Here is a 15498-nt window from a genome sequence, read left to right on the forward strand (position 1 = left end):
AATAATGAAAAAATGCCGAATTAGCTCAGTTGGCCAGAGCACGTGATTTGTAATCTCGGGGTCCCCAGTTCGAATCTGGGATTCGGCTCATTTAAAATACTTTGGGAAGATACCGAAGCGGTCAAACGGGGCAGACTGTAAATCTGTTGGCTCAGCCTTCGTAGGTTCGAATCCTGCTCTTCCCACAACGAAAAAGCTCGTCATTTTATGACGGGCTTTTTTCATTTTGTGGCATTTTGAATTTATTATTTGATTCTCACAAACTCATACTAATCAAAAAAGTAGCGGCAAATGCAATAATTGCATACAGCTCAGGGAATACAGCCAATACCATTGTCTTTCCAAAAATATCGTGCCCCGAGCCAATGCCTGCAATGCCGTTTGATGTTACACTTCCCTGGTTAAGTGCCGAGAAAAATCCAACAAAACCCAGGGTTAATCCGGCTGCCATTATTGCTACTCCTTGTAACATGGTCATATCCGCTGTAATAATTCCTTGACTGTTAATGATAAAAAATCCGGCAAACCCGTATAAACCCTGTGTTCCGGGCAAGGCGCTCAATAGCAGGTAACTACCAAATTTGTCGGGTTTTTTCTTCAGTGCTCCAACGGTGGCATTTCCTCCTTTTGAGACACCAACAGCACTTCCAATTCCCGAAAAAATAAGCATTATAGCTAAACCTATATAGGCTAAAATAACTGCAGTTGTCATAATCGTAGTTGTTTAATGTTTATTTCTATTTGTATTATCTTTTTCCAATTTATCCTTCATCTTTAATCCTTCATCCTTCCAAAGGGTTTATATTCTTCGCCACCGCCTTTAAAACCGGCACTTTTATAAAACTCCACAAAAGTTAAACGCATGGGGTGTACAAACGAGCCGAGCGACGAAATAAGAATATTTAGGGTGTGCCCCAGTAACAGGAATAGGACAAAAAATACCGGGCCTAATATCTTTGACGCTCCTAAAATTTGCAGGCCAATATCGTTGATAACAAAACCCAAAATGGCGCTCGATAAACCCAGCGCAAACAGGCGGATGTACGAAAGCAGATCGCCAAAAATGCCAGTAACGGTTGAGTACACATCCCAAACGCCCTTGCCAATGCGGGCAAAAACATTAACGCCCAGATCGCTGAAAAACAGCACGAAAAATCCGCCCAGCGCTATTATGCCGTATAAAATGGTTTTGTTTTTCGGAATAATTCCGGCACCGGAAAGTAGCGCATAAGCAATGCTGCCGATAAGAATTACCAGCCAGCCATAAGTTGCCAGTGCGTAACTAAATCCGAACTGTTTGGTTTGATTGGCGGCTTTAATAAAAAGCCCGAAAATGATTTGTACACCACCCAGCATCAGCGACAGGTTGAACATTTTGTCGGGATTTAGGAAAAGATGGCGAACCCTTACGGTTAAAGCAAAATCTGTTTCAATAAGGTTAATACCAAAAAAAGTTCCTGAAACGACTCCGAACAAAATTGTTGCTGCACCTAAAAATTGTATCAGGCTTAAATACGGTTTAAACTCCGCTTTGGCTTTTAATTTATACAAACCGGCGCCAATTACAAACAGTAATCCGTAGCCGGCATCGCCTAAACAGAAGCCAAAGAACAGCATAAAAAAAGGTGCAAAAAATACAGTTAAATCGAGCTCTGCATAATCGGGCAATGAAAACATGGAACCAATCGGCTCAAAGAGTTTGCCAAACCGGTTGTTTTTTAGCAAAACCGGAATTTTATCGTCGGGTTTGGCTCTACGCGAAAAATAGAGTGCATCACTGTCTTTTAAAAATTGGTTCAGCGCCGGTGTTTTGGTTTGTGGAACCCAACCTTCTAACACCATTAATTTGTTCTCAGCCTCTTTATTGGTATTTCGCAGTACATTGTCGAATTCCAGCGATCGAATCAGTGTTGTTTTTTCTTCTTCCAGCAAATAAATGGAGTTGTTGGCATAGCTGTTAAAAGTTGTATGAATCGCTTTTATTCTTTCTTCTGTTTCACGAATCTGTTTTTCAATTACAAAGTAGGGAAGAGGTGGCAGTTCCAAGTGCTCTGCATCTGTTCCCAAGTCTTCTTCGTTTTGTTGGATATGTACAAAAAGCACTTGGTTGGCGGTTTCTGAAATTCCCGCTACCGGAAAATTACTTTGTTCCAGTTCGATGTATTTCTTTTTTGTGGTTTGGTAAAATTGCAAACGTATTCCTTCGGTTTTTAGCTGTTCGATGAGCTCGGGTGAGAAATCTCCCCACGGCAATGCTTTTTGTGCCGCTTTTGATAAAGATTCGAGCCGGGCTTCCAGTTCTTCAAGTTCCTTTTGTTTTTCGGTAAGGTCGTCAATGATCTCCGGTGCCGAATACAACCCGGGTTTTTCGGCTGTTTCACTTTCTCTTTTCTGCAGAAAGTTGATGGCTCGTTCGTATTTGTTCAGCTCTGCAACTTTTTTGGTGGTTTCTTCCGAAGGATCAAGACCGAGCCCGGCAATGTGTACAAGGCCCAATCTGTTCAGTTCAATCAGGAAATCTTCGTATTCCCTGTGAAAAACCAGAAAAGTATATTTTAACATCGGAACGATCATACTGCCGTTGCTTTTTGTTTCTGCTGTCGTTTTTTTACAATTTTTTGTGCCGATTTCGAAAGGTTTTCCTCGTCTTCCAGAAATCGTTTTATTTTCCGGATTGCATCTTCGTAGCCCGGAATCTGTACCTTTTCGTAGAGGTTTACCTTTTGTGTTGTTTTTTTTCTGGCCCTGTCGAGCAGTGCCATTTTGCGCGTATAAAACTCACGCCCGGTAACAATTCCGGCCAGTTCTTTTACAAACGAAATACCTGCCGGAAACCAATCGGGTTTTAAAAACAGGCTAAAATCTTGCTCCTTGAATATTATTTCGTTCATTACAGGAATGGAGACGCCGGCAATTTTTTTGCACGTTATACTAACGTTTTCAATTCTAATCAATTCGGGTAAAAACTCGTTCCACAATCCTGCAGAAAGCTCTTGTTCGCCAATCTTAATTTGTAATTGACGGTTTAAATCATCGGTTTGATCTTTGGCCTTTTTAACCTCCAAACGAAGAGCGGCTTCCTTGTTTTTTAAGGTAGGTAATGCCTTTTGCCTGATCTTCAGTTGTTTGTTCAGGTTGTGGAGGGCAGTTTTATTGTATTGAAATTTTATTGCCAATTTTTTGTTTTAATAAATTAAACCGGAAAAATCAGGATGGGCACATTTGCTTGTGAAATGAGTGTTGATACCAGGTCGGTGTGGAAAAATTTGTAAATACCCGAGCGCTTTACTTTCGACAACGATATGATATCGATATGCTTTTTGTCAACAAATTCCTCAATTCCTTTAAGCAAGTCGTCACTCTCGAAAAGCTCGCACCTGATTTGGTATTCGCTGTAATCTCTTTCAAGCATGGCATTTAACTCGTTCACTTTTTCCTGATGTTGCTTGCCGTTATTTATATCGAAATGAACGCAATAGATCTTCTTCTTAACGGGCTCCAGTATCTTTAGTAATTTGTTCAACGATGAATTATCGGAATCGTAAAAATCGGTTGAGTACAACACGTTAATTTCTTCTTTTCCTTTAAAAACTGCTGATAAGGGAACAGCCAGAACCGAGTGCTGTGTTTGTTCAATTACCTTAATAAGCGTTTTTCCCAAAAACTCACCTTCGGCATTTTTTGTAGTGCGCGTTCCCATAAATATGATATCGGGATTATAGCGTTTACATGCTGCAGTAATTACGTTTTCGGGCGTTCCTTTTAGCATTCGGTAATGCAATTTTACTGCGTTAAAAAGTTCCGCAGGAACCTGATTTTTGAGCTCCCGGCTAAAGTCTACAAGTTTTTGCTGTGCATTTTTATGTGCTTCTTTCAGCTCCATTCTTACGTACTTTTCCCACGAAGCGGTATAACGGCTGGGTTCATTAAAATTCGGGTCGGGATAAACATATAAAATCTTGATCTCGGCATTTTGTTTTATTGCCAGGCCAATGGCATATTTGCACAAGTCGATGCAGTCTTCGCTTAATTTTACCGGAAGCAAAATTTTTCTCAGTCCGGTAAAACTTGCATCATCCTTAACTTTGTCGAGGTCGTAATCTTTATGCAGCTGCAAAAGCCGGGCAATGGCTTTTTCCGACTGCCTGGCCTTTACTTTCAGGAGCACTTCGTCAGGATTGTATCGTTCACCCGGGGTCATTCCCTCGTTGGTGAAAAATACTTCAATCCCAATTTCCTCCAGCTTATCTTTAACTAAAGATCCCAGCTGAGGTGTCGAAATCCTAAGGATTGTAACTAATTGATTTTCCATAACAACTCCATTTAATGTTTCATATTATCTGTTTTCCATATTTCTCTACCAACTCGGCTTTAATGCCTGTTTCGGCTTGCGAAAAATACTTGTCGAATAATCTCCATGCCGTATCAATCATCGTATCAATTTCAATGTTTATGTCAATGGCAAGTAGTTCATTGGCATAATCTTTTGCAAAATTCATGGTACGCTTGTCGTAATCGGTAAGGTCGAAACCATTTTCGATTTTGGTTTTGGCATTGGCGGCATCGGCATACAATCTGATGGCCGCATTCATTACCTGCGGATGATCTTCGCGTGTTTTTTTGCCAATTACCAGCTGTTTCAGGCGCGATAAACTTCGGAACGGATCGATGATAACCTTGCCAATGTCGGTTTCTTTACGCAGGAAAAGCTGCCCTTCGGTAATGTAGCCGGTGTTGTCGGGAATGGCATGGGTAATATCGCCGCCCGAAAGTGTGGTAACAGCGATAATCGTTATCGAACCGCCATCGGGGAACTGCACCGCTTTTTCGTAAAGTTTAGCCAGATCGCTGTATAACGAACCCGGCATACTGTCTTTCGACGGGATTTGATCCATCCGGTTTGAAACGATACTCAATGCATCGGCATACAAAGTCATATCGGTTAAAAGCACCAGCACATTCTGATTCTTTTCCACAGCAAAATACTCGGCAGCCGACAAGGCCATATCCGGAACAAGCAAACGTTCAACCGGTGGATTTTCGGTGGTATTTACAAAACTGATAATGCGGTCGATGGCACCGGCATTTTCAAACAGGTTTTTAAAAAAAAGGTAGTCATCGTTGGTAATTCCCATGCCGCCCAGAATAATTTTATCGGCTTTGGCACGTAAAGCTACCATGGCCATAACCTGGTTGTAAGGCTGATCGGGATCGGCAAAAAACGGAATTTTCTGTCCGGTTACCAGCGTGTTGTTCAGGTCGATTCCTGCAATTCCCGTTGCAATTAATTCCGAGGGCTGTTTACGGCGAACAGGATTTACCGACGGGCCACCAATTTCTATTAATTTCCCGTCTACTTCGGGGCCACCGTCAATCGGTTGTCCGTATGCGTTAAAGAATCGTCCGGCCAGCTCGTCGCCCACAGCCAGTTGCGGTGCATGGCCCAGAAATACCACTTCTGCATTGGTTGGAATTCCTTCCGTTCCCGAAAAAACCTGCAGGGTTACCAGGTTGCCTTCAATTTTAACTACCTGCGCCAGGCGGTCGTTAACAAGTGCCATTTCCTCGTTGCCAACCCCCGTAGCGTGTAACGAACAGGTTGCTTTCGTTATCTGATCAATTTTGGTATGTATTTTCTGAAAAGCTGTAGTTTCCATTCTCTTCGCATTTATAGTTGTTCGGTCTCAACAACGGCTTTTTCGTTTATTATTTCGTCTAATTCCTTTTCAAATTTTTTGAATTGTTCCGATTCAAACTCCGAGTAATTCATTTGTTTCAGTACGTTTATTATTTTTTTGAAGTAGGGATTTACCTCCTCAAAATGTTCGAAACTAAACCGGGTGTAATTGATCGTAAGCACTTTTTCGAGCATGTATTGCTGGCGGTTTATGGGTGTTGATGCATCAATCTTGTCAAAAGCATCTTGCTGAAGAATCACAAAATCGATCACCTCCGATTTCCAGAATATTTCGTGGTAATGAATCGGTACACCATCATCTCCCAGAATATTTATTTGTTCGTAGGCTTCGCGACCACGCACAAGGCTATTTCGGGCCTGGAGAATATTATCGACCCAGTTTGGTGAAATAGCTTTTGATACATAATCGATATATTCCGGGTATTCGAGGTATTTCGAATAACTTTCCACAGCATCAATAGCAGGGTAACGCTTGCTATCGGCCCGGTTTTGCGACAGTGCATAAAAACACCTTGCTGCTTTTTTAGTGGCTTCGGTAACCGGTTCTTTTAAGTTACCACCGGCGGGCGAAACGGTACCAATAAAAGTTACCGATCCGGTTTCTCCGTTCTTGAGATTTACAAACCCGGCACGCGAGTAAAAGTTGGAGATAATAGCGGGCAAATCCATCGGAAATGCATCGGGGCCGGGAAGCTCTTCCATGCGGTTCGACATTTCGCGCAGTGCCTGTGCCCAACGCGATGTGGAATCGGCCAGCAACAATATTTTCAGCCCCATGGATCGATAATACTCAGCAATTGTCATGGCCGTATAAACCGATGCTTCGCGGGCTGCTACCGGCATGTTCGATGTGTTGGCAATAATGGTTGTACGCTCCATTAGTTTACGTCCGGTTCTCGGGTCGTCCAGTTCCGGAAATTCGGCAAATATCTCCACCACTTCGTTGGCACGTTCGCCGCAGGCGGCTACCACAATCATATCGGCATCGGCTTGTTTCGACAGGGCGTGTTGCAGAACGGTTTTCCCTGTTCCGAACGGGCCGGGAATAAAACCTGTTCCTCCTTCAACAATAGGAGTAAAACTGTCGATTACACGAATACCGGTTTCCAGGAATTTTGCAGGGCGTGGTTTGTTCTTGTAGGTTTTTATAGGAACTTTAACCGGCCATTTTTGTATCATCGATACGGGGTGTTCTTTACCTTCCGCGTCTTGCAAAACAGCAATTGTATCCTCAATTTTATAATCGCCCGAAACTACAATTTTCGTTACCTTAAAATCGCCTTTAAAAGTAAAGGGAACCATAATTTTATGGGCAATCCAGTTTTCAGTAACTTCCCCCAGCCACGACCCGGCTTCCACTTCATCGCCAACTTTTGCAAGCGGTTTAAAACTCCAGTCTTTATCTACTTCCAGCGGGTGGGTGTAATCGCCTTTTTGCAGAAATACGCCTTCCATTTTATCAAGGTCGTGTTGAAGGCCGTCAAAATTCTTCGATAAAATTCCGGGCCCCAAAATCGCTTCCAACATGTGGCCGGTGAATTCTACCGGAGTTCCGGTTTTTAATCCACGTGTGCTCTCAAATACCTGTATATAGGCGTTTTCGGAACCAATACGAATCACCTCGGCCATCAATTTAACAGCTTCGTGATCGATATAGCATATCTCGTTTTGCGAAACCGGGCCATTAACTTTAACCACCACCAGGTTTGAAATTATTCCAACTACTTTTCCTGTTGTAGTCATATTGTTTTATTTAGTCAAGCTGAACTCCAGAGGGAATTCATAATTTGTTTTTAACTCGTCAATTAGTTTATGTAGCAGCATTTTGCCTGTTTCTTTATCCATTTTCATCCACCGCTCAATAAGCAGGAGTTTTATAGTAAAAGCCAACACCTTCTCAATGGTAAAAAAGTGAAAGAAGGTATTCTCATCCAGGTATTCCCACTTGATTTTGTCAACTTCTTTTTCCTTTTCAATCCATACCCTATTCGATTCGGCAATCTTGAAAAGTTCTTCGTGGTAGGGGAGCAACTCTTCGAAGTAATCCGCTTTAAGTTTGTTTTCAATTAGTAGAGAATAGACAACACATTCGCCTTCAACTTCCAGTAAATGTATTTCCGGCTCGTAGTTGTATTTTTTACAGTTGAAAGCGGTAAATATATTTTTCAGGTTGAGCTCGAAACGAAACCAATTTTGGAGAAATGAATTTGGGCATTTCAATGCGTGCTCGAAAAACAAAGTAGTAAGGATATTTTTATCTTCTAAATCAGCCTGTTTTTTATCCATGCCTTTCATCCAGCATAAAAATGTTTTCATGTATTCCGGAAGCTCAATTTCTTCGTTCTCCGACGATAACTGAAACTCCAATTCGTGCTTGGTAATGTTGCCGGGGTAGAAGAAAGGCTTGTTTTGCCCGAAAAAAACATTGAGCAGGTTTCGATTGTCGAAAGGTAAAAAGAGGTATTCAACCAACTTAAAGTCGGGTTGACTAAGCTGGTGTTGCAGTTCTTCCCTGAAATCACTGCCAGTAACAGTTGGTTTGTTCTCGTCGAAGAACAAATCGGGAAGCCCGGCAATCAAACAATAATATTCTTTTTTTATCAGCATAACCGAATTTTAAATGGTCTTCAAAAATCATTTAAAGCCCGGTGTACACAGCTCTTATTTTATGTTTGTATCACAACTCCTGCGATGCCTCTTTTCGGTTTTTTACTCTGTTTCAGTGGCATCAAACAGTAACTTTTTTGTTCGGTCTTTAAAGTATTGTTTAAAATAATTTGCAAAGTCTTGTGCGGTGAAACTGATGAGGTAGCTGCCATCCTTTGGGCCAATTCTGAAACCGGATTTTAATTTGGGATCTACTAAAATTTCAATGCCATTGTTCATGGCTTCGGTTGCCCTTTTTTGCAGGAAAGCTGTAAGTTCTTTTTGATCATCGGGTGGAAGAAGCAGGTGGAGCTCCATACTTTTACCGGATTTTGGATTCCACTTTTCAATTAATGTGAGTATGATTTTTTTGATGAAATCGCTGTCGTTAAAGGCTTCATTAACTGGCGGGTTGATTTGGGCAGTGCTGATAAGCCCTGTAATTTGTTGTTTTAACTTGCTTATAAACTGACGTGCTGCCAGTTGCAATTCGGCTTCTGTTCTTTTTTTGTCTTCCGCTGCATTTTTTTGTGCGTCGCGAATAATCTCATCCTGTTTAAGTTTAGCCGACCGAATAATGTCATCCGCTTTTTCTTTTGCTTCAGCAAGTAATTGGTCGGCATCGTCTTTGGCTTTAACAATGCCTTCGTTATAGATTTTTTGCGTTATTTCTGCAATGCGGTCGGTCATACACTTTGGTTTTGTAAGTTTTATATGGCATCTAAATCGTATTTTTGGGTAACACCGCCAACGGTAAAAACAGGTTTATTACACCCGTGCACAATTGCCGAAACAAATTTTCCAATCTTTTTTCCGGTAAACCTCGATTCCTGGTGCGTACGTATCATTACCATACCCGCGTTAACTTCTTCTATATAGTTTAGTATTGCGGTGTGTCTTTCTCTGTCATGAACTTTTAAAATCTTCACTTCACATTCAACACCTCGTTGCTCAAGCATCTTTCTAATCTTCTCCGCATTTTTGTAGGCTAAACTTTTTCGTTCCTCAATATCGATGTGCAATGCTGAAACAATGTGGATTTTTGCTTTCAGTCGTTTGGCAAAAAAGGTTACCCAATACAATCTTTTTTTGGTGTGCTGCGAAATGTCGATCGGCACAACAATACTTTTGATCTCGTTTATCGGATATTCTTTGTTTACTGAGAGAACCGGACAGTACGACTTGCTTACATACCGGCTTACATCAGCCGGTGAAAGGTGTTCGTTGTTGGCATGTTTACTTTTGTCTATCATTACAAAATCGTAACCACCACGTTCCGATTCGGCAATTAGCGTGTTGATGATTTTTCCCCAGCCAATTCTTAAAATTATGTTATCAGGAATATCAGTGCCTAAACTGTTTTTTACAAAGTCTGTAAACTCTTCCAGGGCCTTCTGGTGGCGAATCTTGTTCCGCTTCGATTTTGGGTTATGAAATATTGCCGGCCCGGTTTTTATTACATCAAGAAGGAAGATGCGCATGCTTAATGCATTTGTAAAAAACAAAGCTTGTTTAAGAATGCTTTCTCCATCTCGGTTTTGAGGGATGTGTGTCAGAATACTATTCGATCTATAGTTCATAGCTATTCCTGTTAAAAGTTGTATCCCAATGCAATAAGTAAAGAGTTGCAATAGCCCGTTTATGTTTTATTATATACGAAAACGGGGGAATTAGTTACAGAAATCAGGTTTGAAACATATGGAATAATGATGTTAAAGCAGGGGCTGGAATGGCTGAAATGTACTTAGCGAGATTTATTTTTCCGGGCTACCAGAACGGCACCCAGAAATACCAATGCTGCACCAACAATTGTGATGGCCGAAAACCGCTCGTGTTCTACCCATGAAACATTGAGTTCGGTTAAAATTCCCATGGTAATTAAAGTGATCATCGGGTTTAATATGATGATGATACTTACTTTGTTGGCTTCGGCGTATTTAAGGGCTTTCCCGAGGCAGGTATAGGCAATAAAAGTGTTGGCTCCCAAAAACACAAGAAGCAACCACCAGCTCCAGCTTAGTTCGAGTAAGGGACGAAATTCAACAAAAGGAATGTACAACAGCGCCGGAAGTCCGAACAATACGAGGTTTAGGCTGTCGACCGAAAAAGTACGAACCAGCTTTTTTTGTAAAATGGCATAAACCGACCAGGCAAGGGCTCCCGATATGGTTAACAGAATTCCGAGTTGGTAAGTATCGGCACTTTCGAAAAATGCCTGCAGCTGGTCGCGGTAGAAAAATGAGAACCCTAACAGCGCTATTGAAAAACCGATAATCTGGTTGCGGAGCAGCTTTTCTTTAAATATAAGAAAGCCGGCAATGGCTAAAATAAGCGGCCCCGTTTGTATAAAAAGTTGCGCATTGCTGGGGGTTGTGTGGTGGATACCCAGCATATAACCCATATAGTTCCACGACAGGGCCAGCGCGGCCAGTATCAGTAGAACGGGCGGTTTTATAAGAATTCTGAACGATGCCGGAGATTTAAAAGACTGCCAGCCGGAGAGCATAATAAATGCTACCACAAAACGAATCCATACCACAGTAACCGGGGCCACCTCGCGCACGGCAACTTTTAAGGCAATGGCTAAAAAGCCCCAAAAGAAAGCAGTTATTGCTGCGTATATGATTCCTTTTGTGTGGTTTTGCATACGATGTAGTTGCTTTAAACAAACATCCCGGAAAGTTATCCGGGATGCAAGTTAGTTTATATATGGTAATCTTTTAGCGTAATTCAGCACCAAAATCCCGTTCAAAAGCCATAATCAGCTTTTGCATCGTTTTGTCGATTTGTTTGTCTTTTAGCGTTTTGCTATCATCACGCAGAATGAAACTAACAGCATACGATTTTTTACCATCGGGCACGCCTTTGCCTTCGTAAACGTCAAACAGGTCCACTTCGCGTAATAGCTGGCGTTCCATTTTAAAAGCCGTTTCTTTCAGCTGGCTAAACTTCACTGATTTGTCGAGCAGCAAAGCCAGATCGCGACGAACAGCCGGGAATTTTGGCAACTCGCTAAACAGCACTTTATGTTGTTTGTGTGCTTTAAATACATTGTCCCAATTGAAATCGGCGTAATAAACCGGGTTTTCAACCTCGAATTTCTTCAGCCATTTACCGGCAACAATACCCAATTTAAGTACAACTTTGTTGTTGGAGGTGTATGCCAGTGCTTCGCTGAATAGTTCGTCTTCACAATCGTCAATCTGCATATTATCAGCAGATAAACCAAGGCGTTTCAGAATGTTTTCAGCGTATGATTTTAATCCGTAGAACGATGCAGCTTCTTCTTTCATCGTCCAGCTTTCAGCTTCTTTATTTCCGCTTATGAAAAGTCCAAGGTGATTTTCTTCCCAATAATTATTGGCCGGCTGGTCTTTTAACTGCGTTCCTTTGTAAAAGTAAGTGTTCCCGAATTCGTAAATCTTCAGGTTTTTATTCTGGCGGTTGGCGTTGTAGGCAATACATTCAAGCCCGCCGAATAACAGGGTTTGGCGCATTCCGTTTAAGTCGGCACTCAACGGATTCAGCATTTTTACCGATTGCTCGTCTTTGTACTGTTCCAATCCTTCGTAGTAGCTCGATTTTGTTAACGAGTTCGACCATATTTCGTTAAAACCTTGTGAAGTCAGCATTTCAGCAATCCGATTTTTAACGCTGTCAGGGTTTGGTTTGTCGGCAGTTTGCAACGACGATTTAACCTGTGTAGGAATTTCAATGTTGTTGTATCCGTAGATTCTCAGAATCTCTTCAATTACATCGGCTTCGCGTTTTACATCAACACGGTAAGCCGGAACCAGCAATTCCAGACCGGTTTCGTTCTCGCTTTCAATTTTAATTTCCAGCGATTCCAAAATGCTTTTTACGACATCAGCCCCCAAATCTTTACCGATTAAACGTGTGATGTTTGCGTACGAAACACTCACTTTAAAATCTTCAATCGGTGTAGGGTAAATATCAATAATGTCAGAAGAAATAGTTCCTCCGGCAATTTCTTTAATCAGTAAAGCTGCACGTTTAAGTGCGTAAACTTGTCCATTCGGGTCAACGCCGCGCTCGAAACGGAAGGATGCATCCGTGTTTAACCCATGACGACGGGCAGTTTTGCGAATATAAACCGGATCGAAATAAGCACTTTCCAAAAACACGTTTTTGCTTGTTTCTTTTATGCCCGATTTCATTCCTCCGAAAACGCCACCAATACACATGCCTTCTTCTGCGTTGCAAATCATCAGGTCGTTCTCGTCCAGTTCGCGTTCCACTTCATCAAGCGTAGTGAATTTTGTTTTTGCAGGCAAGGTTTTTACAATCACTTTTACACCGGTAATTTCGTCGGCATCAAAAGCGTGTAACGGCTGTGCAGTTTCAAATAACACGTAATTGGTAATGTCAACCACGTTATTAATTGGTGTCAGGCCAATCATTTTTAAACGGTTTTGCAACCATTCCGGCGACTCTTTCACTTCGATGCCTGAAATAGTTACAGCAGCGTAACGCGGGCAAGCCTCCTTATTTTCTACCTCTACGGGAATAACCAAATCGTTATTGTCAACTTTAAAGTCGTCAACCGATGGTTTTGTATATTCAATGTCCTGTGTTTTTTTCAGAAAAGCGGCCAAATCGCGGGCTACTCCAATTAGCGAAGCTCCGTCGATACGGTTGGGTGTAAGATCGATTTCGATTACCCAATCTGACTCCACGTTGAAAAAATCTTTTGCCGGTGTTCCCACTTTGGCGTGCGGATCGAGTACCATAATTCCGTCGTGACTTTGTCCCAAACCAATTTCATCTTCGGCACAAATCATTCCCATCGACACTTCGCCACGGATCTTTGATTTTTTAATTTTAAATTCCTGGTCGCCATCATAAAGCGTAGTTCCAACAGTAGCTACAACAACCTTTTGTCCGGCTGCTACGTTTGGTGCACCGCAAACAATTGGCAACACTTCGTCGGTGCCAACATTTACAGTTGTTTTGCTTAAATGATCTGAATTAGGGTGTTGCTCGCAGGTAATAACTTCGCCAATTACCAATCCGGCCAAACCTCCTTTTACGGTTTCAACCTCTTCCAAACCGCCAACTTCCAAACCGGTTTGCGTTAAAATGTCGCAAATCTCTTCGGGCGATTGTTCCAGTTTAATGTAATCTTTTAACCAGGAATATGAAATTTTCATCTTATAATGATTTTTCTGTCAATTTTTTTTTGAATCGCACAAAAGTACTGATTTTTATAACATATACATAAGCAGCTTTCTGCTAATCACAAAGAATTAAAACTTGAAGTAGTGTTCTTCCCGAAAATCAGAAAAAAGTGAAGCTAATCAGTTGAAAAACTTGAATTCTGTCATTTATGAATGAGGCGAAAAATAGTATCTTGCGCAGCTAAATTTGAATTATCATAAATATTTGGGAAATGAAAAAACTGCTATTTTTTGTTTTTATCCTGGGTTTGGTGGTCACATCGTGCCAAACACAGCAAAAGGAAAGTACAAATAACATGGAGAATCCGTTTTTTAAGGAATGGAACACACCATTTGGTGTTCCGCCGTTTGATCAGATTGAAAACGAACATTTTCGCCCTGCTTTTGCAGAGGGAATGCGTTTGCACAAAGAAGAGATTGACGCAATTGTAAACAATCCGGAAGAGCCAACTTTTGAGAATACAATGGTTGCGCTCGACAAGTCGGGAACGTTTTTAAATCGTGTAAGTAATGTGTTCAGTAACTTGAGTGGCGCTGATACTAACGACAGTATTCAGGCCATTGAAAAAGATATTGAGCCGCTATTATCGGCACACTACGACGATATCAACCTGAATGAAGGTTTATTCAAAAAAGTGAAAGCGGTTTACGAGCAACGTGAAAACCTTGATCTTTCAACAGAAGAAGCTCGTTTCCTGGAGAAAAAATACAAGTCGTTTGTACGCGGTGGTGCTGAACTTCCGGCAGATAAGAAAGCACGTATGCGCGAGATTAACGGTGAACTGGCAACTCTTTCGGTACAGTTTGGCGAAAACGTTTTAAAAGATAACAATGCTTTCAAACTGGTTATTGAAGATGAAACTGATCTGGAAGGTTTGCCGGCATCTTCTGTTTCGGCTGCTGCTGCCACTGCAAAAGAAGAAGGACAGGAGGGGAAATGGATTTTCACCATTAGCCGCCCGAGTTTGTACCCGTTCCTTACCTATTCGCCAAACCGCGAATTGCGTGAGAAATTGTACAAAGGTTACATCATGAAAGGCGACAATGGCAACGAGTACGACAACAATAAAATTGTAGCCCGAATTGTTGAATTGCGCAGCGAACGTGCAAAACTTTTTGGTTACAACAACCATGCAGAGTACATTCTGGTAGAGAACATGGCAAAAAATCCTGAAAATGTGTACGATATTTTAACGCAGGTTTGGGAGAAAGCTTTGCCGGTAGCTAAACAAGAGGTGGCCGACATGCAGGCCATTGCCGACAAAGAAGGCGCCAATATTAAAATTGAAGGCTGGGACTGGTGGTACTATGCCGAGAAAGTTCGCCAGGATAAATATGCATTGAGCGAAGAAGATGTAAAACCTTATTTTCAGGTTGACAACGTACAACAGGGAATTTTTACTTTAGCGAATAAACTTTGGGGAATCACTTTTAGCGAAAGAACCGACTTGCCAAAATACCATAAAGACGGAAAAGTATTTGAGGTGAAAGAAGCTGATGGAAGTACCATTGGTATTTTTTACACCGATTATTTTGCTCGTCCAAGTAAACGCGGTGGCGCGTGGATGAGTTCGTTCCGCAAACAGGAAATGCGTGACGGCGAAAATGTACTTCCGGTAATTACAAACGTTTGTAACTTCCCGGCTCCAACTGATGATATTCCGTCGTTGTTGAGCCTGGATCAGGTAATAACAATGTTCCACGAGTTTGGTCATGGTTTGCACGGATTGCTGTCTGATTGCGAAACCAGAACGTTGTCGGGAACTTCGGTTTCACGCGACTTTGTTGAGCTGCCTTCGCAAATTATGGAAAACTGGGCTTTCGAACCTGAAATGTTGGCGTTGTATGCCAAACACTATAAAACAGGCGAAGTAATTCCTGATGAATTGGTAGAGAAAATCAACAATGCAGCCCACTTTAACCAGGGATTTGCAACTATTGAGTTTTTGGCAGCCG

12 protein-coding genes and 2 tRNA genes are annotated in these 15498 nt (G+C 41.7%); 3 read left to right on the plus strand and 11 right to left on the minus strand.

From position 1 onward, the window contains the following. The first annotated feature begins 14 nt into the window (after positions 1–14). Positions 15–88, plus strand: a tRNA-Thr gene (locus ABZB17_RS11605). Between the two features lie 15 nt (positions 89–103). Then, positions 104–185: transfer RNA gene (locus ABZB17_RS11610), tRNA-Tyr, on the plus strand. Between the two features lie 71 nt (positions 186–256). On the opposite strand, the gene ABZB17_RS11615 is transcribed toward ABZB17_RS11610, so the two are convergent. The 11 genes from ABZB17_RS11615 to pheT form a co-directional block, all read right to left on the minus strand. Further along, on the minus strand, positions 257–712 hold the full coding sequence (locus tag ABZB17_RS11615; protein ID WP_372650412.1) for a V-type ATP synthase subunit K: 456 nt from the start codon (positions 710–712) through the stop codon (positions 257–259). A 62-nt stretch (positions 713–774) separates the two neighbouring features. Beyond that, complete coding sequence (locus ABZB17_RS11620; RefSeq protein WP_372650414.1) at positions 775–2574, minus strand: V-type ATP synthase subunit I; 1800 nt, start codon at positions 2572–2574, stop codon at positions 775–777. After that, positions 2571–3176 carry a V-type ATP synthase subunit D gene (locus tag ABZB17_RS11625; RefSeq protein WP_372650415.1) on the minus strand — a complete coding sequence of 202 codons (606 nt, stop codon included), beginning with the start codon at positions 3174–3176 and terminating at the stop codon, positions 2571–2573. The genes ABZB17_RS11620 and ABZB17_RS11625 overlap by 4 nt, the downstream gene beginning before the upstream one ends. Before the next feature lie 17 nt (positions 3177–3193). Continuing rightward, positions 3194–4312, minus strand: coding sequence for a universal stress protein (locus ABZB17_RS11630; RefSeq protein ID WP_372650416.1), 1119 nt, complete (start codon positions 4310–4312; stop codon positions 3194–3196). A 19-nt stretch (positions 4313–4331) separates the two neighbouring features. Next, positions 4332–5657 carry a V-type ATP synthase subunit B gene (locus tag ABZB17_RS11635; RefSeq protein ID WP_372650418.1) on the minus strand — a complete coding sequence of 442 codons (1326 nt, stop codon included), beginning with the start codon at positions 5655–5657 and terminating at the stop codon, positions 4332–4334. An 11-nt stretch (positions 5658–5668) separates the two neighbouring features. Further along, positions 5669–7441: a V-type ATP synthase subunit A gene (locus ABZB17_RS11640; RefSeq protein ID WP_372650419.1), complete on the minus strand. Its 1773-nt coding sequence runs from the start codon at positions 7439–7441 to the stop codon at positions 5669–5671. 6 nt (positions 7442–7447) lie between these two features. Further along, entirely contained in the window at positions 7448–8305 is an 858-nt protein-coding gene (locus ABZB17_RS11645) for a DUF2764 family protein (RefSeq protein WP_372650421.1), read from the minus strand. 102 nt (positions 8306–8407) lie between these two features. Continuing rightward, positions 8408–9034 carry a V-type ATP synthase subunit E gene (locus ABZB17_RS11650; protein ID WP_372650423.1) on the minus strand — a complete coding sequence of 209 codons (627 nt, stop codon included), beginning with the start codon at positions 9032–9034 and terminating at the stop codon, positions 8408–8410. 20 nt (positions 9035–9054) lie between these two features. Beyond that, positions 9055–9924 (minus strand): universal stress protein, encoded by an 870-nt coding sequence (locus tag ABZB17_RS11655; RefSeq protein WP_372650425.1) that lies wholly within the window; start codon positions 9922–9924, stop codon positions 9055–9057. A gap of 164 nt (positions 9925–10088) precedes the next feature. Further along, positions 10089–10991 carry a DMT family transporter gene (locus ABZB17_RS11660; RefSeq protein WP_372650427.1) on the minus strand — a complete coding sequence of 301 codons (903 nt, stop codon included), beginning with the start codon at positions 10989–10991 and terminating at the stop codon, positions 10089–10091. Positions 10992–11064: 73 nt separating this feature from the next. Beyond that, positions 11065–13515, minus strand: a complete 2451-nt coding sequence (gene pheT / locus ABZB17_RS11665) for a phenylalanine--tRNA ligase subunit beta (protein ID WP_372650429.1) — start codon at positions 13513–13515, stop codon at positions 11065–11067. Between the two features lie 239 nt (positions 13516–13754). On the opposite strand from pheT, the gene ABZB17_RS11670 reads away from it, so the two are divergent. Next, the coding region (locus ABZB17_RS11670; RefSeq protein WP_372650431.1) for a M3 family metallopeptidase at positions 13755–15498 on the plus strand (1744 nt) is incomplete at its 3' end.

This window comes from Draconibacterium sp., from assembly GCF_041583095.1.
Classification (GTDB): Bacteria; Bacteroidota; Bacteroidia; order Bacteroidales; family Prolixibacteraceae; genus Draconibacterium.

Bases quoted from the DNA above. Each gene is read 5' to 3' on its own strand.
- pheT (WP_372650429.1), bottom strand. From the start codon at position 13,515: ATGAAAATTTCATATTCCTGGTTAAAAGATTACATTAAACTGGAACAA.
- ABZB17_RS11660 (WP_372650427.1), bottom strand. From the start codon at position 10,991: ATGCAAAACCACACAAAAGGAATCATATACGCAGCAATAACTGCTTTC.
- ABZB17_RS11630 (WP_372650416.1), bottom strand. From the start codon at position 4,312: ATGGAAAATCAATTAGTTACAATCCTTAGGATTTCGACACCTCAGCTG.
- ABZB17_RS11640 (WP_372650419.1), bottom strand. From the start codon at position 7,441: ATGACTACAACAGGAAAAGTAGTTGGAATAATTTCAAACCTGGTGGTG.
- ABZB17_RS11645 (WP_372650421.1), bottom strand. From the start codon at position 8,305: ATGCTGATAAAAAAAGAATATTATTGTTTGATTGCCGGGCTTCCCGAT.
- ABZB17_RS11635 (WP_372650418.1), bottom strand. From the start codon at position 5,657: ATGGAAACTACAGCTTTTCAGAAAATACATACCAAAATTGATCAGATA.
- ABZB17_RS11620 (WP_372650414.1), bottom strand. From the start codon at position 2,574: ATGATCGTTCCGATGTTAAAATATACTTTTCTGGTTTTTCACAGGGAA.
- ABZB17_RS11650 (WP_372650423.1), bottom strand. From the start codon at position 9,034: ATGACCGACCGCATTGCAGAAATAACGCAAAAAATCTATAACGAAGGC.
- ABZB17_RS11655 (WP_372650425.1), bottom strand. From the start codon at position 9,924: ATGAACTATAGATCGAATAGTATTCTGACACACATCCCTCAAAACCGA.
- ABZB17_RS11615 (WP_372650412.1), bottom strand. From the start codon at position 712: ATGACAACTGCAGTTATTTTAGCCTATATAGGTTTAGCTATAATGCTT.